General features: G+C 69.7%; 18 protein-coding genes and 2 pseudogenes. 13 read left to right on the forward strand and 7 right to left on the reverse strand.

What is annotated here, in order from left to right; genetic code table 11:
* The first annotated feature begins 69 nt into the window (after positions 1–69).
* From GTY58_RS01955 to GTY58_RS40145, 5 genes are all read left to right on the forward strand, one after another.
* Positions 70–1,077 carry an SDR family NAD(P)-dependent oxidoreductase gene (locus GTY58_RS01955; protein WP_010981793.1) on the forward strand — a complete coding sequence of 336 codons (1,008 nt, stop codon included), beginning with the start codon at positions 70–72 and terminating at the stop codon, positions 1,075–1,077.
* A gap of 46 nt (positions 1,078–1,123) precedes the next feature.
* Positions 1,124–1,837, forward strand: a complete 714-nt coding sequence (locus GTY58_RS01960) for a nucleotidyltransferase family protein (protein WP_010981794.1) — start codon at positions 1,124–1,126, stop codon at positions 1,835–1,837.
* A 4-nt stretch (positions 1,838–1,841) separates the two neighbouring features.
* Positions 1,842–2,741: an NAD(P)-dependent oxidoreductase gene (locus tag GTY58_RS01965; RefSeq protein WP_010981795.1), complete on the forward strand. Its 900-nt coding sequence runs from the start codon at positions 1,842–1,844 to the stop codon at positions 2,739–2,741.
* The gene (locus tag GTY58_RS01970; RefSeq protein WP_010981796.1) at positions 2,738–3,406 is read left to right on the forward strand and encodes a spherulation-specific family 4 protein; all 669 of its coding nucleotides are present in this window, start codon (positions 2,738–2,740) and stop codon (positions 3,404–3,406) included. Before GTY58_RS01965 ends, GTY58_RS01970 begins: the two co-directional genes overlap by 4 nt.
* A 279-nt stretch (positions 3,407–3,685) precedes the next feature.
* Positions 3,686–4,081 carry a cytochrome P450 gene (locus GTY58_RS40145; protein ID WP_237528698.1) on the forward strand — a complete coding sequence of 132 codons (396 nt, stop codon included), beginning with the start codon at positions 3,686–3,688 and terminating at the stop codon, positions 4,079–4,081.
* A gap of 1,486 nt (positions 4,082–5,567) precedes the next feature.
* Here GTY58_RS40145 and GTY58_RS41475 read toward each other — a convergent pair.
* The 3 genes and pseudogenes from GTY58_RS41475 to GTY58_RS01990 form a co-directional block, all read right to left on the reverse strand.
* Positions 5,568–6,350: pseudogene (locus GTY58_RS41475) on the reverse strand (amino acid permease); the annotation flags it as partial.
* Between the two features lie 28 nt (positions 6,351–6,378).
* Positions 6,379–7,413 carry an IS110 family transposase gene (locus GTY58_RS01985; protein ID WP_010981800.1) on the reverse strand — a complete coding sequence of 345 codons (1,035 nt, stop codon included), beginning with the start codon at positions 7,411–7,413 and terminating at the stop codon, positions 6,379–6,381.
* A 22-nt stretch (positions 7,414–7,435) separates the two neighbouring features.
* On the reverse strand, positions 7,436–7,714 hold the full coding sequence (locus GTY58_RS01990) for a transposase (protein WP_159045188.1): 279 nt from the start codon (positions 7,712–7,714) through the stop codon (positions 7,436–7,438).
* Positions 7,715–7,777: 63 nt separating this feature from the next.
* Here GTY58_RS01990 and GTY58_RS01995 point away from each other — a divergent pair, with 63 nt between their 5' ends.
* The 5 genes from GTY58_RS01995 (at position 7,778) to GTY58_RS02015 (ending at position 17,023) form a co-directional block, all read left to right on the forward strand.
* Positions 7,778–9,406, forward strand: a complete 1,629-nt coding sequence (locus GTY58_RS01995) for an IS4-like element ISSav1 family transposase (RefSeq protein ID WP_010981801.1) — start codon at positions 7,778–7,780, stop codon at positions 9,404–9,406.
* A 401-nt stretch (positions 9,407–9,807) separates the two neighbouring features.
* Positions 9,808–12,048: a plasmid pRiA4b ORF-3 family protein gene (locus GTY58_RS02000; RefSeq protein WP_048894199.1), complete on the forward strand. Its 2,241-nt coding sequence runs from the start codon at positions 9,808–9,810 to the stop codon at positions 12,046–12,048.
* 86 nt (positions 12,049–12,134) lie between these two features.
* On the forward strand, positions 12,135–14,987 hold the full coding sequence (locus GTY58_RS02005) for a DEAD/DEAH box helicase (protein WP_010981803.1): 2,853 nt from the start codon (positions 12,135–12,137) through the stop codon (positions 14,985–14,987).
* A complete protein-coding gene (locus GTY58_RS02010; protein WP_010981804.1) occupies positions 14,984–16,228 on the forward strand; it encodes an SWIM zinc finger family protein in 1,245 nt (414 codons plus the stop codon). The genes GTY58_RS02005 and GTY58_RS02010 overlap by 4 nt, the downstream gene beginning before the upstream one ends.
* Before the next feature lie 306 nt (positions 16,229–16,534).
* Positions 16,535–17,023 (forward strand): hypothetical protein, encoded by a 489-nt coding sequence (locus GTY58_RS02015; RefSeq protein ID WP_202497286.1) that lies wholly within the window; start codon positions 16,535–16,537, stop codon positions 17,021–17,023.
* Between the two features lie 43 nt (positions 17,024–17,066).
* On the opposite strand, the gene GTY58_RS02020 is transcribed toward GTY58_RS02015, so the two are convergent.
* From GTY58_RS02020 to GTY58_RS02030, 3 genes are all read right to left on the reverse strand, one after another.
* Complete coding sequence (locus GTY58_RS02020) at positions 17,067–17,606, reverse strand: site-specific integrase (protein WP_107082945.1); 540 nt, start codon at positions 17,604–17,606, stop codon at positions 17,067–17,069.
* A gap of 88 nt (positions 17,607–17,694) precedes the next feature.
* Positions 17,695–18,291 carry an NAD(P)-binding domain-containing protein gene (locus tag GTY58_RS02025; RefSeq protein WP_010981807.1) on the reverse strand — a complete coding sequence of 199 codons (597 nt, stop codon included), beginning with the start codon at positions 18,289–18,291 and terminating at the stop codon, positions 17,695–17,697.
* A gap of 41 nt (positions 18,292–18,332) precedes the next feature.
* Positions 18,333–19,151, reverse strand: a complete 819-nt coding sequence (locus GTY58_RS02030) for a 3'(2'),5'-bisphosphate nucleotidase CysQ (protein WP_010981808.1) — start codon at positions 19,149–19,151, stop codon at positions 18,333–18,335.
* A gap of 138 nt (positions 19,152–19,289) precedes the next feature.
* Between GTY58_RS02030 and GTY58_RS02035 the strand changes: the two genes are divergently transcribed.
* A complete protein-coding gene (locus GTY58_RS02035; protein ID WP_010981809.1) occupies positions 19,290–20,195 on the forward strand; it encodes a LysR family transcriptional regulator in 906 nt (301 codons plus the stop codon).
* A 599-nt stretch (positions 20,196–20,794) separates the two neighbouring features.
* Positions 20,795–21,052 (forward strand): hypothetical protein, encoded by a 258-nt coding sequence (locus tag GTY58_RS02040; protein ID WP_037651911.1) that lies wholly within the window; start codon positions 20,795–20,797, stop codon positions 21,050–21,052.
* 107 nt (positions 21,053–21,159) lie between these two features.
* Here the strand turns inward: GTY58_RS02040 and GTY58_RS02045 are convergent, their stop codons facing one another.
* A complete protein-coding gene (locus tag GTY58_RS02045) occupies positions 21,160–21,543 on the reverse strand; it encodes a transposase domain-containing protein (RefSeq protein ID WP_037651909.1) in 384 nt (127 codons plus the stop codon).
* Positions 21,544–21,953: 410 nt separating this feature from the next.
* On the opposite strand from GTY58_RS02045, the pseudogene tnpA reads away from it, so the two are divergent.
* Positions 21,954–22,205: pseudogene (gene tnpA, locus GTY58_RS02055) on the forward strand (IS200/IS605 family transposase); the annotation flags it as partial.
* Positions 22,206–22,242 lie beyond the last annotated feature (37 nt).

Consider the following 22,242-nt stretch of genomic DNA (forward strand, 5'->3'; position numbering starts at 1 on the left):
ACCGCCCAATAACCCCGTGACCCCACGCGGGCCTGACCGATTCAGATTCAGATCAGAGGAGACAGCTCCGTGACCTCGTCCGCTCCCGTAACCGTCGCCGTCACCGGTGCCGAGGGATTCATCGGCTCGCACCTGGTGGAGGCGCTCATCGCATCAGGACACCGGGTACGCGCCATGGCGCAGTACAACTCCTTCTCGTCGTACGGCTGGTTGGAGACCCTGCCGCAGGACGTGATGGACAGTGTGGAGGTCGTACTCGGCGACGTACGCGACGCCGGGTCGGTGCAGCACCTGCTCACCGGCACCGAGGCCGTGTACCACCTGGCCGCGCTGATCGCAATCCCGTACTCCTACCAGGCACCGCACAGCTACGTGGCCACCAATGTCACCGGGACGCTCAACGTGCTGGAAGCCGTACGCCGGCTCGGCATCCCCAGGATGGTGCACACCTCCACCAGCGAGACGTACGGCACCGCGCAGACCGTCCCCATCACCGAGGACCACCCGATCAACACCCAGTCCCCGTACTCCGCCTCCAAGGCAGGCGGCGACCGGCTGGCCGACGGCTACTACGCCAGCTTCGGCATCCCGGTGGCCACCCTGCGGCCGTTCAACACCTTCGGGCCGCGCCAGTCCATGCGGGCAGTGATCCCGACCGTCATCGGGCAGGTGGCGGCCGGAGAGCGGACCATCGCCCTGGGCGACCTGCGGCCCACCCGGGACTTCATGTTCGTCAAGGACACCGCCCAGGCGTTCCTCGCGGTGGGCACCGCTCCCGCCGAGGCAGTCGTCGGCAGGACGTTCAACGCCGGTACGGGCGGTGAGATTTCGGTCGGCGACCTGGTGACGCTGGTCGGCAAGCTCATGGGGGCCGAGCTTGAGGTCCGCGAGGACGCGCAGCGCATCCGGCCCGCCGCGTCCGAGGTGATGAGGCTGGTCTGCGACGCCTCCCGGCTGCGCGCCGCGACTGGCTGGGAACCGGCCCACAGCCTCCAGGAAGGGTTGGAGCAGACCGTCCGGTTCTTCTCCGACCCGGCGAACCTGGCCCGCTACAAGACTGCCATCTACAACGTCTGACGACCCGTCTCAGGCCATCGACCACCGACCGACAACGGAGTCCGCCATGCACGCAGTCATTCTGGCCGGAGGCAAGGGTGTCCGGCTGCGCCCGTACACCACCGCCCTGCCCAAGCCGCTCGTCCCCATCGGCGATCAGCACGCCATCCTGGAAATCGTGATGCGGCAGCTCGTCAACTCGGGATTCACCAGCTGCACCATCGCCATCGGCCACCTCGGGCACATCATCCGCGCCTACGTCGGCAACGGCTCCCAATGGGGTCTGCGCGTCGACTATTCGACCGAGGACAGCCCGCTGGGCACCATGGGCCCGCTGCTGACCATGCTCGACCGGCTGCCGGAGCACTTCCTGGTCATGAACGGCGACATCCTCACCGACCTGGACTTCCGCGCCGTCCTGCGCAGTCACCAGGCCGACAGCGCGCCACTGACCATCGCCACGTACTGCCGCAAGGTCAGGATCGACTTCGGCGTCCTCACCACCGACGGCAAGCAGGTCGTCGGCTTCACCGAGAAGCCGACCCTGGACTACCGGGTCTCCATGGGCGTCTACGGGCTCTCCCGGTCCACCCTGGACGGCTACACCCCCGGCCTGCCGCTCGGCTTCGACGAACTCGTCCTCGACCTGCTCCGCGACGGCACGCCTCCGGCCGCCCACGAGTTCGACGGCTACTGGCTGGACATCGGCCGCCCGGACGACTACGACCGGGCGAACTCCGAGTTCACCACCCACCGCGACCTGCTGCTGAAGGGAGCGTGACCTGATGCGCATTCTCGTCGCGGGCTCCACCGGGTTCCTGGGCCGGCACATCACGGAGCACCTGCTCGCCCTGTCCGGCGTCCGGGTGCTCCGCGCCGGCCGCTCCCCGGGCGCCGACCTACGGGTCGACCTCACCACCGCCACCGTCTCCGCTCTCGCCGCCGACCTGCACGCGCTGGCCCCGGACGCCGTCGTCAACTGCGCCGGCGCCGTCGGAGGCGGCCCGCTTCTGCTGGCGGAGACCAACGCCCGGGGACCCGCCGTGCTGTGCGAGGCCCTGACCGCGGCCGACCTCCCGGTACGCCTGGTCCATCTCGGATCCGCCGGCGAGTACGGGACGACCCCCGGGCAGCCGCTCGGCGAGGACTCCGCCACCTGTCCGCAGGGCGCGTACGGGGCCACCAAACTGGCGGGTTCCCTGACCGTCGCCGAGGCCGCACTGGACGCCGTCGTCCTACGGGTGTTCAACCCCCTCGGGCCAGACTCGCCCGGCACAAGCCTGCCCGGCCGGCTCGCCGACGAGCTGCTGCGCGCCGGACCGGACGGCACAGTGCGGGTCGGTGACCTGTCCGCGTACCGCGACTTCGTCGACGCACGGGACGTGGCCCATGCCGCAGCCCTCGCCACCACGGCGCCCGGCCCGCTCCCCCGCATCCTCAACATCGCCGGCGGCAGCGCCACCCAGGTCCGCAAGGTCGCGGAAGGCCTGGCCCGGATCAGCGGATTCCATGGCCGAATCGACGAGAACGGCACCGGTTCCCAGCGCTCGTCAGCCATCTCCTGGCAGCAGGCGGACATCACAGCTGCCGCCACAGCTCTGGGCTGGCACCCCGAACGTACCCTCGACACCTCGCTCGCCGACCTGTGGACCTCGCGCACCGGCACGCCCCCGACCCCGGCATGACACACGGCCGACTGCTTGTTCCGCTGTACGTCCACCCCGCTGTGGACCCTGCGGCGTGGCAGGCCCTGACGCGAGTCCCGTCGCGGCTGTACGGTGTCGTCCTCAACGTTGCCGACGGCCCCGGCGCGACCCGCGACCCGGCCTTCGCCGCCGCCGCCGGGGCCCTGCGTGCGGCAGGCATACGCGTGCTCGGATACCTCGACACCGCCTACGGCACCCGTCCCCACCAGACGGTGCTCACCGAGCTGCGCCACCACGTCAGCTGGTACGGAACCGACGGCGTCTTTCTCGATCAGGCCAGTGCCGAAGCTGGCCTGCTGCCGTACTACCGCGTGCTGGGCGACGAGGCCCGCGACCACGGCGTCGGCACCGTCGCGCTCAACCCGGGAATGCACCCTGATTCCGGCTACGCCTCCATCGCCGATCTGTTGGTCACCTTCGAAGGGAACTGGCAGACCTACCTCACCTCAGCCGCGCCCTTCTGGACCGCGGCGCACCCGTCGGCCCGCTTCTGCCATCTGATCCACGGCGTCCCCGACGGCCTGTGCGACCTCGCCGCCCGCACCGCACGGATCCGCCGAGCCGGCGTCCACTGCGCGGTACCGGGTGAGGGCGCGAACCCCTGGGCCGCCCTGCCCCCCGCCGTGAGGAGGGGAACCACATGAGGTTCGCAACCCGCCCGCCACTCCTGCTGTCAGCCGTGTTGCTGCTGTTCACGGAACTGCTCGGGGCTGCTCACCGGGTGCCTCAACGGTCCGGCGTCACCGAGGGAGCGGAACGAGGGCCCTGGCCGGGCCGCGCCAACTGTGTGTGCGGCCTGGCCGCCTGCGATCGGGAACAGCGGCTCACCCGCGAGCTGGGCGGCGTCGACCCGGTCGAGTTCTGCGCCGCGCCGGCCAAGGCGGCGCCCGTCACCCCACCGGTTCGTCAAGGAAGTGCTGCGAATGTGGAGCCCACCGCTCATTCTGGTGCGGCGCGCACGGGCCTCGTTCGACCTCGGCACCACCCGGCTGGAGAAAGCGCAGAACTACCTGGTCAGCCCGCACATGATCCACCGCGATCACCGCTACTGGCAGCAGCCCGATACCTTCGACCCCGACCGCTTCCTGCCCGGGGTACCGCACGGACCGACCGACAGATCGTGTTACGTACCGTTCGGGTGGGCGCCGAAGAAGTGCATCGGTAACGATATCGGCACCACTCAGCTGATGGGCCTGTGCTATCTGATCTGCACGCGCTACCGCCTCAGCGTCCCGAACTCCGACACGCTCCCCATGGCCTGCCGTTTCGCCCCTGTACCGCAGCGATTCAACGGACGCCTCGCCCTGGCCTGGAACTGAGCATTGACGCTCAGGCCGAACCCATGCACCCCATGCGCCGTGGTACCGGTAACTCCCTTCACCCCAGGCAGACACCCAGTGCCCCAGGCAGCCGCCGGTCCGTCTCGCGTCTGCTGCAGCTTGTCCCGACTGCTTACCCAGCGGTATGGCTCGTGGGCATCAGCCGCGCATACGCGACACCTCAACATGCGGGCTTACCAGTCTCACACCCGTACGCCTGCGGGAAGGAGTCGGCCCCATGAGTCGCAGGGAAGTGCCTCACGGGGACGGTAGGGGCGCGGCGGTGTCCGGGGGTGGGCCGAGGAAGCTGGGTAGTGGGCAGGCCCAGTCCAGGCTCCTGTTGTGCACCGCCTTGTAGAACTCGCCCCAGTCCGATGGGCATGTCCCCGACGGCGTCAACGCGGGCGCGGGGACCGTGGTGCCGGGGGTGCTGTCGGCCGGTTGGGCGACCGGATGGCACTCGACCGTGTACGAACCGCCCGTGCAGTCGACGGTCGCTTCGCCACCGCACGCTGATACACCGACGATCAGCAACGCCGTCACCACGACCGTCGCGGTGCACCCTCGTTCCGTGGATGACGCAGACCGACTCCTCATGACCTTCTGTCCCCCTCTTCTCCTGCCCCTGGCGCGGACCCTTCCCGAGCAGGCCACCGCATGCCTGAAGTCAATAGGGGAATTGCGAGCAGGAGGGGGCTCCTTCGACCGCGTCGGGGTGAGCGGATACATCCTGCAGAAAGGGGAGTTCGGTTCGCCTTCGGCAATGCAGGTTCCCTTACTCGGCGGTGACACATCATGACCGGTACACATCTGCACCACAGGCCCTGAACGTGCTGGATACCGGGTGGCTCCCGACGTTATGCCGCCTTCCTGGGCCAGCGTGTCCCGGCCTGCTTGACGATACGGTCGCCGACGGCGAACAAGGCGTAAACGTCGTCTTTCACCTGCAAGGTGAACTGCCGACCGTCGTCAGCACGTAGTCGGTGCGCATGCCGGTGGTCAGCGTGACGCGATGGACCGAAAGGGCGATCACCTCACCGGCGAACTGGCTGTCCATCTGCTGGTTCACTTGTCCCGCGAAGGTCCACAGGAGCAGAACGATGGGCAGCAAACCCAGTACCAAGAAGATCCACATAACTCCCCCGCCTGCCGCCCGCGGCGGGGACGACCGCCGCGTTTGTTGAGCGTAACGCCGATATGCAGCGCCGCCCAGGGTGGCAACGGCTGTCAGGCGCGTGCCCTCTGCGAAGTATCCGTGGGCTGCGTCCAGGGAAGTGGTGTACGGGTTCGACCTGATCCGGGGGTTTGCTCCGGCTTCTGGCTGATGCCCGCATAGATGGCTCCGCCCGAAAGGCGGTGCCGTCGACGACGGCGTCGTGGACGGCCAGGAGTGCGGGCCGGTGCCCGTCGAGGTCGCCGAAGGCGTGCTGGGCATCGAGGGCGCCGTCCCACAGCTTCCCCGAGGCCTTGTCCTCCAGGGCGGACCAGGCGTGATACCGATGACGTTGATGGCCGTCACCGCGGCGTACGCGGTCGGCGAGTACAGCGACGGCGCGGCCAGTACGAGCGCCGAGCCGACGGACAGCCATACGGCGGCGGCGGGCGTCTTGGTGCGAGGGCTGACGCGGCGCCAGGTGGCAGCGAACGGGATCGCTCCGTCGCGGGAGAAGGCGAACACCATGCGGGACGCGGCGGCGGTCTCGGCGCTGCCGCTGAAGAGTTGGGCCACGATCACGATGAGCATCAGGGCTTTCGCTCCGTCGGCCCCCAGGACGTCGAGGAAGATCTGAGCGGGCGGCACACCGGTCGAGCTGCTCTGGGTTCCGGCATAGTCCTGGATGGCGGAGGTGAGACCGGCCAGCAGGATGAAGCCGGCGATCCAGGAGACCCAGATGGAGCGGACGATGCCGCGGGGGGCCGATATCTGGGCCTGGGTGGTCTCCTCCGACAGGTGCGAGGAGGCGTCGTAGCCGCAGAACGTGTACTGCGCCAACAGTAGCCCCAGAGCCGTTACGTACAACCCGTTGTGAGCTGCACCGAGTTTCGTAGCGGCCGGTTTGCGTGGTTTCAGGCGGCGTTCATTGCTGCCTGAGATCGGTAGTGCCGGGTCTCGAATTCCTCGGGGGGGGAGGCAGTCGAGTGCTGAGTGCAGGCGCTCGGTGTTGTACCAGCCGACCCATTGAACGACGGAACGTTCGACCTGGTCAGCGTCTCGCCAGGGCCCTTGGTGCTCGATCAGCTCGGCCTTGAAGGAACCATTGAGGGCCTCGGCCATCGCGTTGACGCTCCTATAGTTGTCAACTTGCCGCGGAGGCCCTCCGTGGGGCTGGCCGAAGCAGGTGGTAGACCTCGCGGATGACGTAGCGCTTGAGGCACCGGATGATCTCGCGTTTCGTCTTGCCCTCGGCGGTGGGGCGGGCGACGTAGCCGATCGTGGGGTGGTGGAACCGCATGCGGACGATGACGGTTCGGTAGATCGCGGCGTTGAGCTGGCGGTGGCCACCGTGGTTGATGCGATGCCTGCCGGCGGTCATGCCGGAGCCGGTGGGCACGGGAGCGATGCCCGCGAGCTTGGCGAGGGCGGCCTCGGACTTGATCCGCTCGGGGTTGTCGCCGGTCACGACGAGGATCTCCGCGGCTGTGTCCACGCCGATACCGAAGGGCTCGAGCAGTTGCGGGGCGACCCGCTGGACCAGGTCGCCGATCATCTTCGTCAGTTCCTTGGCCTCGGCATCCAGGTACTGCCACCGCCTGGCGAGCGTCCGCAGGGTGTGCCGAAGGGCGTCCTCGGGTCCTTCCAGACGGCGAGGACGCAGAGCTGCCAGCTGCCTGGCCAGGCTGATCTGTGTCTTGCCGACAGTCTCCCGACGCAGGGCGTCCGAGGCGTGGACGAGTATCGCCTTGATGGTGACCATCGCCGTCGCACGCTGTTCAACGGCCTGGTCATGGGCGATCTTGAGTTGGCGGATCATCTCGGCCTCGCCGTCGGCGGTCTTCGGCGTGGCGGTCGCGAACCCGGCCAGCACGGCGCGGGCGGCGTTCTCGGCGTCCAGGGTGTCGGACTTTCCGTTCATGCGCCGCAGCCGCCGGTCCGGGCGTCCGGCCTCGCCCACCTTGTGACCGGCCCTGCGCAGGAATGAGGTCAACGTGGCGCCGTAGGAGCCGGTGCCCTCGATCCCGAAGGCCACAACGTCACCGAACGAGCCTGCCCAGTCCGCCAGTTGCTGGAAGCCGCCGGTGTCGGTGGGAATCGTGAGGGTGGCCAGGATTCCGCCGATTGTGTCCATCACCGCTGCGACGTGCACGTGTTTGTGTGTGTCGACGCCGATCACGACGTGCCCGGACCTGGGTTGCTCACTGGTCCTTGCGGAGTTGGCCCAGCTCGGCCCGTTCGGCGGTGGTCAGCAGATCAGGCCGGTCACCCTTGTCTGCCTCGGCCTGGCAGACCCATCCGCGCAGGGCCTCCTTGTGGATGCCCAGGTCCTTCGCGACATGAGCGACCGGACGGCCGGAGGTCTGGACTTCGCGGACGGCTAGCTCACGCAGCTCATCAGGGTACGTCCAAGACCACGGAGTTAAGGCCGATCCGGGGTTGTCAACGGGATCCGGGATTTTCGGGGAAGCGCAGGTCATGGCAACGGGGCTCCTGGTAGAGCGAGGAAGCCGACCAAGGTCTTCCCACTCGAAGGAGCCCCGTTGCCCGTTCAGTGTTCCACCGTCACGCTCACGTCGTCCATCACCGTCGCCGACGGCATCTTCGCTCCGGGGCATCTTGGCGAGCTGACCCAGCAGTTACCCTTCGAACTCGTCGATGACGTGCTGGAACGCGCCGGCGGCGCCCAGCACAGGCTGCGGCTGCTGCCGTCGAGGGTGGGCGTGTACTTCGTGCTGGCACTGGCCCTCTTCCCGCAGCTGGGGTACGTGCGCGTGTGGGACAAGCTCACCGCCGGGCTGCGCGGGATTCTTCACCGGCGCCCTTCGGAGAAGGCGTTGCGGGAGGTTCGCCGGAGGCTGGGCGTCGCGCCGCTTCGGTTGCTGTTCGAAACGCTGGCCGGCCCTGTGGCACAGCCGATCACACCCGGGGTGCGATACCGGTGCTGGCGCACGGTCGCCTTCGACGGGTGCAGCTCCACCAAGGCCCCTGACCGGCCGCGAGTCTGTGCGTGGCTGGGCAAGCACAAGCACCGCTACGGCACCGACGGATACCCAATGCTGAAGATCATGGTGCTGTGCGAGACCGGGACTCGGGCCCTGCTCGGCGCGGTCTTCGGACCGACGCCAGAGAAGGAGACCGGCTACGCCGAGCAACTGCTACCGCTGCTGGACGGCGGCATGCTGCTGCTCAACGACCGGGGCTTCGACTCCGACGACTTCCTCGCGAAGGCTGCGGCCACCGGCGCACAGCTGCTGGTGCGGCTCAAGGGAACCCGGACCCCCGCCCGCTGGGCGCTACTGCCGGACGGGTCGTTCCTGACCAGGATCAACGGGACCCGGCTGAGGGTCATCGACGCGCACATCGCGGTGACGACCGCCAAAGGGCTGCGGCTGGAAGGCCACTACCGGCTGGCCACCACGCTGACCGATCACCGCCGCTACCCCGCCGTCGAGCTGGTGGAGCTCTACCACGAGCGATGGGAGATCGAATCGGCGTTCTACTCGCTCCGCCACACTTTGCAGTGCGGCCTGGTGCTGCGCTCCCAGGACGTGGCCGGGATCCAGCAGGAGCTATGGGCTCATCTGACCGTCTACCAGGCACTGCGCCGGGCGATGGTCGAGGCCGTCGAGACGCTTCCCGGCACGGATCCGGACAGGGCTTCCTTCACCGTCGCCCTGGAGACCGCCAAGGAACAGCTCATCACCGCGGCCAATGTGCTGCCAGACGCCGGACCAGGGCGCATCACATCGGCCCTGCTGCACGATCTACTCCCACCCCGCCAGGCCCGCGTCAACCCGCGCCGCGTCAAGTGCCCGATCTCCCGCTACGCCGCCCCGCCCGACCAGGCCCAAGCCCTCGGGGCCTCCAGGATCACCAGCATCGCCGTCACCGTGCACTCGTCCGCCGGCACCGGCTCTGACGGGCGTCGCGACCACACGCTGCAACTCCTGCGCACCAACCCTCTCCGCACCTGGCGCGCATGCGAAATCGCCCGCGGTATCGGACTGGACGACGCTCGAGGACTACGCGCGGAACTGGGGCGCTGGGTCCGCGAAGGAATCCTTCGCCGCACCGGGCGAGGCATCTACACCCTCGAACCCGAGTGGATCACACCCGACCTCCACCACCCCTCGGTCCCGCCCCATTTGACAACCGCGGATCGGCCTTAACTCCGTGGTCTTGGAGTACTTCCGGGGAGCAGGCATCGGACCTGTGTTCTCCCATCTGCCGAGGCGATCATGCCTGGCTTCAGGGCCGCTACAAAATCCGGTTCAGCTCACTCGACGCGTTCCGCTGGCTGCACCGCTACAACACCCGACGCCGTCACTCCCGCCTCGGACAACGCAGCCCGGTCGCCTACGAAACCGTGTCGCGAACACCACCAACTACGCTGGCACCAGCCGCATAACCCGTGTCCAGAATCCGGGGTCAAGGTCCATCCACTGCGGGCGGCGTCGACACCGTGTGTGGGCACAAGGACGGTGGCCGCCGCAACCGGGTTTGAACCGGGCACACAGACAACGCCATGATGGGGCCGTTCGAGCAGCCCCGGTGCGGTGGGAGCAAACAGATGCGGCTAGACGGGAAGACGGCCCCGTCCGATCTCCAGCTGAAGATCGTGCTGCACGGCACGAGACCGCCCCTGTGGCGGCGCCTCTTGCTGCCGTCCGACACCTCGCTCGGGACGCTGCACGACGCCATCCAGGTCGCCTTCGGATGGCACGGTGGCCATCTGCATCTCTTCACCGACGAGTTCGGCCGGGGGTACGGCGATGCGGCCCGGCTCACCGACATCGATCTCGGCTTCGGCCGCGGGGTCGGCGACGAGGACACCACCGCGCTCGGCGACGTGCTGGCCGAGGAGGGAGCACGGCTGCGCTACGTCTACGACTTCGGCGACGACTGGGAGCATGGGATCACGCTGGAGAAGACACTGCCGCGCCCGGTCGGCGCGGAGCGGACGGTGCGCTGCGTCGGCGGGCGTCGCGCCGACGCACCGGCCGAGGACATCGGCGGCGTGTCGGGTCTGGCCGAGGTGCTGGGGTTCCTCGACACCCCGGACGGGGCCTTCGATGGCCCGTACGGTGAACTTGTCGCCGAGCTGCGGGCGGCGGGTTACGACCCGGCGGCCTTCGACCGGGACGCGATCACCGCTCGGCTGGCCGAGGTGACGCCGGACACGGTGTCCGGTAAAGCGAAGCCGCCGGCCGGTGATCGGTCCGGGCGCGGCGGTGTCCGTCGGCTGACCGCCGAGGACGTGGCGTTGTGTACCTGCGGGCAGTGCGGGGTGGGCGATCCGGTCGATGCCGGAGTCGACGGGCCGGCCGAGGATGTGCCTGTGCTGCGCCCGGTGACCCTGGCTCCGCAGGAGGACCTTGTCGCTGCCGTGCGGGGTGTTCCGCTCTTCGACGCGGCGCTGCGGCTCGCCGCCTGGTGCCACGAGGGACGGCAGGTCACCGCCGGCCGGGTGCTGCGTCCCGCGCTCGCTCGTGAGGCCGTCGAGGAGCTCCAGTTGTGGAAGCTGGCAGGCCACGACTCGCCGTACGCCGATGCCGTCGCGCGGTCTCGTGCGTTGAAATCCCTGCGCAGCGCCAAGGACGTGGCCGTTCTCGATGATCCGTGGTGGCTCGCCGTGGATGGCGAGATGATCACGATCAGAGGAGGCCGCGCGTCGGGCGGCGCGGCGACCGACTTCACCGGTGAGGACCTTCTGGAGTTCTGGGCCGCCACGATGGGCGATCTGCTGGAGGAGATCGGTGAGACGGGGGTGCTGGACGGGTGGCACGGTGAGCTGGGCGAGCTGACGGCCGAGATCGCCGACGGACTGGTCGGCCTCCTGTACGACGCCCCGGACGACGCCTGGGTGGATGGCGACGACCTGCGTGCGAAGGCCCGTGAGAGGGGCGAGAACGGGCCGGAGTTCGATCTCTTCCGGGCGCTGTTCGCGGCGTCCTTCCGGGCACTGGGGGAAGGGCTCGCCCTGCTGGGTGCGGTGGAGTACGAGTCCGGTGACGGCGACGATTCGGCCGAGGAGACTCTGCGCACACTCCTGAACGCCGTGGTCGGACAGAAGCCGGGCGGTTCAGGAACCTTGCCGTCGGCGTCGGACTGGTCGCGGGACGACAGGCGCGGGGACCGCATGCGGCTCACCCCCCTCGGTCGCTACGGGCTCCGCGCCTACCTGATGGAGTGCGGTGTGCCCGCCCCCCTGCTCGGTGAGTACGCCGAAGCGGACGCCGGCGCTCTGCTCCAAGGGCTCCTGGGCTACTCCCCCGAGGAGCTGCGCCGGGAGGTCGAAGGGTGGCTGGAACACCGCACGGCGGCAGATGCCGCGGTAGGGCTGCTCGACGCATGCGCGGGAGCCGACCACGAGGCAGCGGCGAAGCGCGCCGTGGCCCAACTGGTGCTGGCCGATCTCGACGACCCCCGGGCACTGCGCGTGCTGCGCAAGGCAGCGGACTCCGACGTCGAGGGGTGCCGACAGGTGGCCACCGCGACCCTGGGCGCGCACCTTGAGGGAGAAGCGCCCGTGGACCCGGCACGGGCGGAGGAGGCCGGACTGTGGCTGCTCATCGACGGGTTGTCCATCCTCGCCGGTGCAGGGGAGACCGAGGAGCTGGTCCGGGGCTTCCTGGAGAACGGGAACACGGCGCCGGAGGCGCTCGAACAGCGGGTGGACGAGCTGTGGCGAGTGGAGCACCCAGCCACCGCCCAAGTGCTCGCCGAACTGGGTGAGGGTTTGCGCGGCGTAGACAAGCGGCTAGCCAAGCGTATGCGTACCGCGGCGAACAAGGCCCAATCCCGCCGGTGACAGCAGGGTCGGAACCTGCTGGTGGACGAAGGCGCGGTGAAGACCGCCTGGACGACGGTGAGGCGAAGAGTGGCACGAGTCCGGGCATGAGGAGCGTGCCGCCATTGGCCGCACCGGAATCGGCTGCCTGGGCGCGGAGTCTGCTCAACTACGGCTGGGCGGCGGTGTTCCTGCCCGGTGAGCCCGCCCGCCTCGGCCGGTTGCTGCTGTGGCGACCCGCCGGGGCAGCCGCCGCCGAGGGCATGGCACCCACGGACATCGAGACCGAGGCGGCGGAGCTCGTGCTGCCGCACGGCCGCTCGGTCAGGCGGCGCAAGGTGGAGGGCTACGCGCTGCCCGTCGCCCTCGCCGTTGCCGCGCTGTCCGGGGCACAGCCGCCGCATCCGTCCGCCTCCGCCTGGCAGGCCGCCGCCCGCTTCGCGCTCCGGCTGCTCGCCGATGGTCGTCTCCACCCGGCCCTCACCCCCGCCGGCTACGACACCTGGCAGGCGGGCCCCTTCACCGCCGCCCAGCGTCGGACGCTGGACGCCCTCGCCGGCGCGTTCCCGCCCCACGCCCACTGCCTGCCGGAACCGGGTCCGACCCCGCTGCGGATCACCAAACCGAGCGCGCTGGTACGCCGGTTCTGCGACGCGGTCGCCGACGAACTGGTCCGCACCCCCGCCGCTCCGCTCGCGATGGGAGCCCTGCCGTACGCCTGGCGCGAGACGCGTACCGTGCCCGTCCTGCACGAGTGGGCCGAGGAGACCGCCGCCGCGTTCACCGCCGACGTCAGGGTCTCGCTGCGGGTCGACGTGCCCGAGGGACGCCGTCGGCAGTTCCGGGCCGTCCTCCAGTTGCACACCGTTGCGGATCCGGCGCTCGTCGTGGAGGCCGCACAGTTGTGGAACGAGCCGGCCGAGACCGAGCATCTGCTCGGCCCGCGCGCCGAAATCGAAACGCTGCTCGCACTGCGCCGCGGCGCCCACGCCTGGCCACCGCTCGACCGGCTGCTGAGGGACGCCGCTCCGGACCAGCTGCGGCTGACCGACGACGAGGCGTTCGACCTCCTGGGCGACGCCACCGACAGGCTGCGCGCCGCCGGTATCGACGTGCACTGGCCGCGCGAGCTCGTCAAGGCACTCACTGCGACCGCGGAGATCGGGCAACGCTCCGCGCCCGGCTCCAGCGCGGGCGGCATGCTCGACGCCAACACCCTCGTCGACTTCCGCTGGCGGCTCTCGCTCGGCGGCGACCCGCTCACCGAGGCCGAGATGGACGCCCTCGCCGAGACGCGCCGCCCCCTCGTCCGGCTGCGCGACCAGTGGGTCGTCGCCGACCCGAAGCTGGTGGCCCGCGCCAGGCGCCGACGGATGGAACCGCTCACTCCCATGGAGGGGCTGGGCGCCGCGCTGACCGGCGAGATGGAGCGGGACGGGGAGACTTTTCGCTGCGCGGCGGTGGGAGCACTCGGCGACCTCGTCGCCCGTATCCGCGACCCCGAATCCCGCACCCCCGCCCCGCAGCCCACCGCACTGAAGGCCACGCTGCGCGACTACCAAAAACGGGGCCTCGCCTGGCTGGCCGAGATGTGTGAGCTCGGTCTCGGCGGCTGTCTCGCCGACGACATGGGCCTGGGCAAGACCATCACCCTGCTCGCGCTACACCTGCACCGCCAGACCGAACCGGCCACTGCGGGCCCCACGCTCGTCGTCTGCCCCGCCTCGCTGCTCGGCAACTGGCAGCGTGAGGCAGCCCGGTTCGCGCCGGCCACGCCGGTGCGCCGCTACCACGGCGGCGACCGCCACCTGAAGGACCTGGCTGGGAACGAGATCGTCCTGGTCACCTACGGAGTGCTGCGCCGCGACCGGGAGACCCTCGCTGAGAACGCCTGGTCGCTGATCGCCGCCGACGAGGCCCAGCACGTCAAGAACCCCTACGCCGTCACCGCCCGCGAGCTGCGCGCCCTGCCCGGCCGCGCCCGCGTCGCCCTCACCGGCACCCCCGTGGAGAACAACCTCTCCGAACTGTGGGCGCTCCTCGACTGGACCACCCCCGGACTCCTCGGCCCGCTCACCGCCTTCCGCGACCGCCACGCCCGTGCGATCGAGTCGGGCGAGGACCCGCAGGCCGCCGAACGGCTGTCCCGTCTCGTCCGCCCGTTCCTGCTGCGCCGCAGGAAGTCCGACCCGGGCATCGCGCCCGAACTCCCCGCCAAGACCGAGACCGACCGCGTCGTGCCGCTGACCGCCGAGCAGGCAAGCCTGTACGAGGCGGTGGTCCGCGAGACCATGGCGAAGATCGCCGAAGCCGAGGGCATCGCCCGCCGCGGCCTGGTCCTGAAGCTCCTCACGGCGCTGAAGCAGATCTGCAACCACCCCGCCCAGTATTTGAAAGAGCACAGCCTGCGCCAGTCCACACCGCTGAACGGCCGCTCCGGCAAACTCGACCTCCTCGACGAACTCGTCGACACCATCACCGCCGAAGGCGAGTCGGTGCTGGTCTTCACCCAGTACAAGCAGATGGCGACCCTCCTGGAGAAGCACCTCGCCGAGCGCGGCGTCCCCACCCTCTTCCTGCACGGCGGCACGCCCGTCACCGCGCGCGAGGAGATGGTGGACCGCTTCCAGCGCGGCGAGGTGCCGGTGTTCCTGCTCTCCCTGAAGGCCGCGGGCACCGGACTCAACCTCACCCGCGCCACCCACGTCGTGCACTACGACCGCTGGTGGAACCCGGCCGTCGAGGACCAGGCCACCGACCGCGCCTACCGCATCGGCCAGGACAAGCCCGTACAGGTCCACAAGCTCATCGCCGAGGGCACCGTGGAGGACAAGGTGGCGAAGCTGCTGGAAGCCAAGCGGGCGCTCGCCGACGCCGTCGTCGGCTCCGGCGAGGCCGCCCTGACCGAACTGTCCGACGCCGACCTCGCCGAACTCGTCGCCCTGGGAAGGCAGTCATGAGTCCCTCGATCCCCGGTCCGCGCCGCGCGCCCGCCCGCGGCAGGCGCGCCTTCGCCGCGACCTGGTGGGGACAGGCGTGGGTGACGGCCCTGGAGGACTCCACCCTGGACTCGGGGCGCCTGTCCCGCGGACGCACCTACGCCCGCCAGGGTATGGTCGGCCCGACCACCGTCGCCCCCGGCCAGGTCAAGGCCCCAGTCCAGGGCAGCCGCCCGCGCCCCTACCGCTGCTCGGTCCACCTGTCCGTCCTCACCGACACCCAGTGGGACACCCTGCTCGACACCATCGCGGCCCGCGCCGGGCACCTCGCCGCGCTCCTCGGCGGCGAGATGCCCGGCGAACTCGTCGACGACGCCCGCCGGGCAGGCGTCCCCCTGCTGCCGCAGTCCACCGAGCTCGACCCGGACTGCTCCTGCCCCGACTGGGGATACCCCTGCAAGCACGCCGCCGCGCTCTGCTACGCCATCGCAGCCACCATCGACGCCGACCCGTTCGTGCTGTTCGCCCTGCGTGGCCGCGACCGTGAGGAAGTCATCACCCAGCTGCGCGCCCGCCGTACGGCCGCCCAGGCGACCTCCACCCCACCGGCCCCGGCCGGCCTCCCGGCCGCCGGCGCCTACACGGCCTGGGGCGCCCTGGCCGACCAGCCCCCGTCCCTCCCCGAACTTCCCGAACCGGCACCCCACACCGCCGCACTGCCCGCCGCCCCGCCGCCCGGCACCGGACTGTCCGCCGCGGACCTCGAACGCCTCATGGCGGACACCGCCGCACGCGCCGCCCGGCTACTCACGGGCGACACCACCAGCCTGCACCTGTCCCAGCATGAGGACGCGGCGCGGATCGCCTCGAGCAACTGCGGACCCGAGTGGTTCCACCGCCTCATCCAGAACACCGGTGCCAAACCGGCCGCGTTCGCCCGCCTCACCCGCGCCTGGCGGTATGGCGGCCCAACCGGCATCACCGTCGCCGAACAGCCACGCACTCCCGACCCGACCGCGATGACAGCCGCCCGCACCGCCCTGACCGAGACGCTCACCGAAATGACCACGCCCCCGGTCGCCCTCAGGGCCTGGCGCAACCGCCTCACCCTCGCCGACCACGGCATCCAGCTGCGCCTGGGCCCCGACACCCGTTGGTACCCCTACCTCCAGGATGACGACGGCGACTGGTGGCCGGCAGCGCCGGCCGACCCCGACCCGGTCACGGCACTCACCTCCGTCTGGCAGCAGACCGAGAGGTGACACGTACGACAGACCCGTGAACCCGCTGGCTCAGCCCACATGTCACATCTCCCGACTTCCGTCACCCGTACCGTTCGCCAAGGAGCTCATGCCCCTTGACGACGGAGCAGAAGGTTGCAGGTTCGAATCCCGCCGAGTGCACAGCAGACCAGAGGCCCCGAGGAGCGATCCTTGGGGCCTCTGGCTTATGTCTTAAGCCAGTGTTTGACGGCAACCGGTTCGTGCGCTGTTCGATGGGCTCCTCCAGGAGTGACTGGTTGATCCGGGAGGGTCAGTCAAGGCCCAGGAGTGGCAAACTCCTGCTCCATGGCTGACTTGGCAACGCAAGTACTTCCCGTGGCCTCCGCACTTGCGGGAGTGGCGCTGACCCTTGCAGGCAACATGTACCTGGAGCGCAGCAAGTGGCGCCGGAGTCGGCATACCGAGCAAGAGGCCCGGTCGCTGCAGGCGTATGCCGATCTTCTGCAAGGGGCGACAGACATCGCACGCACTCTCCGACAGGCTGCCGAACAGCTGGAAGAGGGGCACAACGTCGACATGCAAGCGATCGCCGCGGTCATAGATGACCACATAGGCCAACTGCGGCGACAGGGCACAATCGTCCGGTTGGTGGGGCCGCGTAGCGCCTTCGACCTGGTCAAGGGGCTGGAGGACCAGGTCGCCCCCATCTACCGACTGCTGATTGAGGTCGGGCGCTCGGGTGATGGATCGGCTCTGGTGCAGCCTGCCCGGCGGTTGATGCGGACCCGGGATGAGATCACGGATCACTTGCGCATGGCCGGAGGTCTTACCTGAGCCGTGTTCACTGGGCAGCAGCTGGCGAGGCTGGGGGTGTAGATCAGACGGCTACCAGGACACCGGCCGCGCCGTCGTCATCGTCCGGATCGTTGCCGTCACCCCTCAGGGCATCCCCGACGCGATCGAACGCCGAGCGCTGCGAGTCGAGCCGGACGAAGGTGTAGATGTCCGTGGTCACGCGGATCGAGCTGTGGCCGAGGACTTCCATGATCATGCGGGCGTCGGCACCCTGTTCGTGGAGGAGTGAGGCACAGGTGTGGCGCAGGTCGTGGAAGCGGACCTTGCGGACGCCCGCGCGGACGCACAGCACCTCGAAGGAGCGGTTCAGGTTGCGCGGCACGATGGGGGTCCCGTTCTTGGTGGTGAAGACGAGGCCCTGAACCGTCCCCTTCCAGTTGGCACCAGCCGCTTTCCGGTCGGCGATCTGCCGCGCGCACTGGCCACGGAGCGCGGTCACGCACTCGGCCGGCAGGGCTACGCGGCGGGCCGAGCGCTGAGTCTTCGGCGCGACGATCAGCAGTTCGCCACCGACCCGCTGTAGGGCCTGCCGGACGGTCAGGACCCCTTCGTGAAGATCCACGACGCAGCCGAGTACCTCACCCGCCGCAGACCGATGCGGACCGCAAGTTTGGACGTGGGCCCGCCGGGGGCGGTGCACTGTGTGCGGATCAGCGGGCGATTGAGATCGCGAAGGGTGTGAATCCGGTGGCCCCGATGACGTGCGGGACGAAGAGGATTGCGGCCTCCGTGGCGCGGGCGGTCTGGATGCCGCCGAGATCAGCGATCCACTCCTTGTGCCAGCCGAGGTCGGTGAGCAGTTCGCGGACGGTCTGCTTGGCCTGGGGGTCCTCGCCGGAGAGGAACGCGGTGGGTGTCTGGGTGAGCGTGGCCGGTGCTGTCATCACCGGGAAGAGCATGGTGTTGAGTGTCTTGACGACGCGGGTTTCGGGGAGTGCTTCCTGGAGGTGCTCGGCGAGGCTTGAGCCGGGGTAGATCAGGTCGGCGGGCAGGCCGTCCGGTCCGTCGTTGGTGGCGTTGGAGACGTCGACGAGGATCTTGTCGCGCAGTTCGTCGCGCAGGGCGGCGAGCCGGTCCAGCGAGCCGGCGCCCGGGGTGGCGTTGATGACGATCTGGGCTGTGCGGGCAGTGTCGGCGGCGGCGCCCGGCGTGCGGTCCGCGACGGTCACCTCATGCCCTGCCCGGGTGAGGGCTGTGGCCAGGTTGCCGCCGACACGGCCGTTTCCGAGAACTGCGATCGTGGTCATGATGATGTGGTCCTTCCGTCGGTGCAGGTGGTGGTGCGCGGTCAGTGGGAAAGGGTGGCGACGGCCTCGGCGTGGATGCCGGGCGCGGCGGCCAGGAAGCTCTCGCTCTGCGGGGTCCAGGGGCGGCCCTGGGCGTCGGAGATCTGTCCGCCGGCCTCGGTGACGAGGAGCGCTCCGGGCAGCAGGTCCGCGCGGGCGCCGGCGAACTGCCAGAAGGCGTCGATCCGGCCGGCGGCCACGTTCACCAGGTGCAAGGTCGCGGGCACGGCGGTGCGGACGACAAGCGCGTCGAAGAGCATCGCGGTGATCGAAGAGCCGACGCGCCGCACGACCTTCTCGTCCTCGTCCGGCCGGGCCTGGCTGGTGGCCACGATGCTCAGGCCGAGGTCTGCGGCCGGGGAGACGTGCAGCGGCCGGCCGTCGACGTGGGCGCCCGCGCCGGTGAGCGCGGTGTAGGTCTCGCCGGTCAACGGCAGGTGGACCGCGGTGAGCACCGGCTGGTTCTCACGCACGAGGGTGGCGGTCACCGCCCATTCCGGCAGGGCGTGCAGGTGGTTGACGTTGCCTTCGGCCGGATCCACGACCCACCATTCGCCGGGCGGCAGCGCCCCGCCGTCCAGCTCGTCCTCCACCCAGCCGGCGTCCGGGCGCAGGCTCGTGAGGCGGGGACGCAGGATGTCGAGGGCCGTGTCGTCGTTGGCGGCCAGCGCGCGCATCAGCTCTTCACGGCTCTGGTAACGGACCACCTCGCCGAAGCGCTCGCGCAGCGCCGAACCGGCCGCACGCACGGCGTTCGCGGTCTGGGCGAGCAGGTCGGCGTCGGAGGCGGCGACTGCGGTGGTCTGAAGCGTTTCGGACATGGTGGTACTCCCGTGTGAGAGGGGGAGGGTGAGGTCGGTCGGGCCGGACTGTGCGGTCCGTCCTGCGCTTTCGTCTCAACGGTATGCAGCCCCGCCATTAACATCAAATGCATGTCAAGCACGGCTAGGATTACCCGCATGCAATTGGATTTGAATTTGCTCGCCGCGCTCGACGCGCTGCTGGAGGAGGGCAGTGTGGCCGGGGCGGCGGCGCGCCTGCACGTCACCGCCCCCGCGATGAGCCGGAGTCTGGGCCGCATCCGGCGCACGACCGGGGATCAGATCCTGGTGCGCACCGGCCGCACGATGACCCCGACGCCGTATGCGATCGCCGTCCGGGAACAGGTGCACGAGCTGCTGCACCAGGTCCAGGGGGTGCTGGCACCAAGCCGTGAACTCGATCTGGCAACGTTGGAGCGCACTTTCACACTCCGCTGGCACGATTCCCTGGTCGCCTTGAGCGGCCCCGCACTGCTCGCGGCCGTGCGCGGACAGGCGCCGGGCGTGCGATTGCGCTTCGTCGCGGAATCGAGCATCGACACCCCCGAGTTGCGGCGCGGCGAGGTCGACCTCGAGGCGAACGCCAACCGCCCGAGCGCACCGGACATCCGTGCCGAGAACGTGGGCGAGACCCGCCTCGTCATCATCGTGAGGCAGGGGCACCCCCTCACCCGCGTCAAAACCGTCACCGCACAGCGGTACGCCGCCGCCGACCACGTCACCGTCTCGCGACGTGGAAACCTCAGCAATGCCCTCGACGACTCCCTCGCGCGGCTCGGCCTCACTCGCCGCGTGGTGGCGACCGCGCCCACGGAAGCGGCCGCGCTGGAGTTCGCGCGCGGCTCCGATCTCCTGATCAGCGTCCCCGAAGCCACCACGCGGTCAGCGGTCGCCGACCTCGGCCTGGTCGTGCTCCCCCTCCCCCTCGAACTGCCGTCGGCGCCGATATACCTGTCGTGGCATCAGCGCTACGACACCGACCACGCCCACACCTGGCTGCGCGGGCTGGCGCGAACCGCGCTGGCCATGGGCGGAGCGTCGTAGTCGGCGCCGTCCGGCCCCTTCACCCATACGCCACGCGACCACCTTGATGCCGCACGGCCGGCCGCCGTGCGGACCCGCATCAGATCACCCGCCCCGGCGGGGGGACACGACCAACCTGAACGCGGTCGCGAAGCCCGAGCTTGCCAAGAATCCAGGACCCGAACGTCTTGGGGGTCTCCTGGCTGCCTCCACCCCAATGCTGCTGGCCCGCTCCCGCCACGCCTCCGTCCGCTCCCTGGAGAGGTACGCACGCCCCAGCGTCGGAGTGGTCGCTCAGCACGTCGCCGAACGCGGCGGCGATCTGCTTGACCGTCAGCAGCGCCTTGTCCCTGCGGGTGCTGGCCGTGGGGGGCGGCCAGACCGACGCCTGCGGCCCACGATCGCGGATCTGTGGGGGGTGTCGGCGTGACCCTCGGAGATCTGGGCGAGCAGCTGGCCCTGGTCCTGGTCAAGCGCCGCTGCATACACCACCTCAGGGCGTGGCCGACGCGCGACGGCCAAAGGCCTGCACGCGGGAGGTGGCCACCCGTTCGTGCGCACCAGAGACCTACCGTGTGCCTTCCCCACAGTCGGTGGGAGAGGCACTTAGATTCCAGAGTATGACTACAGAGCCGCAGCGCTTCACGATCTTGCTGGTTCCCGAACACGTCGAGGACGGAGACGGCGTCTCCACGGAAGACTCGGCGGTGCGATCGGCAGTCGTCGAAGCGACCGGCGAGACGGGTGCGACGGGTTACCCCCGCTACGCGGGGGACGGGATCGTGGCCGACATCGACCCCCGCACACGCACGGTCGAGGCGGTGCTGGTCGATGGTGCAGAGCTGGACTACGGGCTCAACGCCACGGTCGCTTCCTGACCGCCCAGGTTCGCCCGAAACTGCCGTGAGACGAGGGCCGTTGCCTGTTGCTCCGGGCGCTTCTCGGACCGGATCCGAGGAGTCTCCGTTTGCATGCGGCCTGTACGTCAGCGCCGTGCCGACACAGGGTTCAGTGCCGAGACGAGATCGGTGCCGAGCGGCGGCATCGAGTGGCCCCGCTCCCGGAAGACACCGACTGCGCTGTCTGCGCACACGACTGGGCCCGCGCGACCGAAGTGGGTGCCGTCGATCGCGACGACGAGCATTCCGGCCCAGCGGGCCCCGGCCGTGCGGACCGCCGAGGCAGGGCCGCGCAGAAGATCGAACAGAGCGCGCACCGGGCGCACCCCGAGCCGGGTCCGTGCGTCCCACAACGCGGTTCCGCTGATCGTCACAACCAGTATCGAGTCCAGCGCGGCGGTGAGCTTGCGCCAGACGGCGAGATAGCCGCACTCCTCGAACAAGACGGCCGCCAGTAACAGGTAGACCACGACGCGAGCGGGAGTTTCCGCAACCGGCGCTGGGTCGCGCCGCTTTCGGCCAGGACGGCATCGACCATCTCAAAGGGAACGATGCGGGTGAGCTCACCCAGATGCCCAGGCGCGAACAGGCCGCTGGCTACCGTGATTTCACGCGTGATGACACACTGGCACGACAGCGGAGCCTCCGGTTGTGTGAACGGCTTGTCTTGGTCGACCGGTAGTGCCCGGCTAACTGCTGGGGTGGACTCCTCCGTCCAGACACCCCTATGGGGTGGCAGAGACGCGTGACTCACGCCCCGCAGTCCCACACGCTCTCGCCACGGGTGGCGATGTTGTGGGAAGCATCCCGGTCAGTGTGGGCAACGACCCCGCACCCTCGGCAGATGAAAAGCCCCTGGTCGACACGGTTTCGCTTGTCCCTGCGGGAGTTCAACGGCGAACGCGATCACGTCCACCTGCTCGTGCACTACCCGCCCAAGGTCGCCATCTCCCGACTCGTAGGCTCCCTCAAGGGTGTCTCCGCCCGCCGCCTGCGGCAGGAGTTCCCCAACCACATCCGCAAGTACCCGTGGGGTGAGCACTTCTGGTCACCGTCCTATTTCGCCGCCTCGTGCGGGGGCGCCCCGCTCTCCCTCATCAAGGAGTACATCAACAACCAGAAACGTCCCAGCTTAGGTCAACAGCGCAGACCCGTGGACCCGCGCGGGT

Source organism: Streptomyces sp. SID5469 (assembly GCF_009862865.1).
Taxonomy (GTDB): Bacteria; Actinomycetota; Actinomycetes; order Streptomycetales; family Streptomycetaceae; genus Streptomyces; species Streptomyces avermitilis.

Bases quoted from the DNA above. Each gene is read 5' to 3' on its own strand.
- GTY58_RS01990 (WP_159045188.1), bottom strand. From the start codon at position 7,714: ATGACCTGCGCTTCCCCGAAAATCCCGGATCCCGTTGACAACCCCGGA.
- GTY58_RS02015 (WP_202497286.1), top strand. From the start codon at position 16,535: ATGGCTGACTTGGCAACGCAAGTACTTCCCGTGGCCTCCGCACTTGCG.
- GTY58_RS02030 (WP_010981808.1), bottom strand. From the start codon at position 19,151: ATGTCCGAAACGCTTCAGACCACCGCAGTCGCCGCCTCCGACGCCGAC.
- GTY58_RS02035 (WP_010981809.1), top strand. From the start codon at position 19,290: ATGCAATTGGATTTGAATTTGCTCGCCGCGCTCGACGCGCTGCTGGAG.
- GTY58_RS02010 (WP_010981804.1), top strand. From the start codon at position 14,984: ATGAGTCCCTCGATCCCCGGTCCGCGCCGCGCGCCCGCCCGCGGCAGG.
- GTY58_RS02040 (WP_037651911.1), top strand. From the start codon at position 20,795: ATGACTACAGAGCCGCAGCGCTTCACGATCTTGCTGGTTCCCGAACAC.
- GTY58_RS01960 (WP_010981794.1), top strand. From the start codon at position 1,124: ATGCACGCAGTCATTCTGGCCGGAGGCAAGGGTGTCCGGCTGCGCCCG.
- GTY58_RS02005 (WP_010981803.1), top strand. From the start codon at position 12,135: ATGAGGAGCGTGCCGCCATTGGCCGCACCGGAATCGGCTGCCTGGGCG.
- GTY58_RS02025 (WP_010981807.1), bottom strand. From the start codon at position 18,291: ATGACCACGATCGCAGTTCTCGGAAACGGCCGTGTCGGCGGCAACCTG.
- GTY58_RS02000 (WP_048894199.1), top strand. From the start codon at position 9,808: ATGCGGCTAGACGGGAAGACGGCCCCGTCCGATCTCCAGCTGAAGATC.
- GTY58_RS01970 (WP_010981796.1), top strand. From the start codon at position 2,738: ATGACACACGGCCGACTGCTTGTTCCGCTGTACGTCCACCCCGCTGTG.
- GTY58_RS01965 (WP_010981795.1), top strand. From the start codon at position 1,842: ATGCGCATTCTCGTCGCGGGCTCCACCGGGTTCCTGGGCCGGCACATC.
- GTY58_RS40145 (WP_237528698.1), top strand. From the start codon at position 3,686: ATGTGGAGCCCACCGCTCATTCTGGTGCGGCGCGCACGGGCCTCGTTC.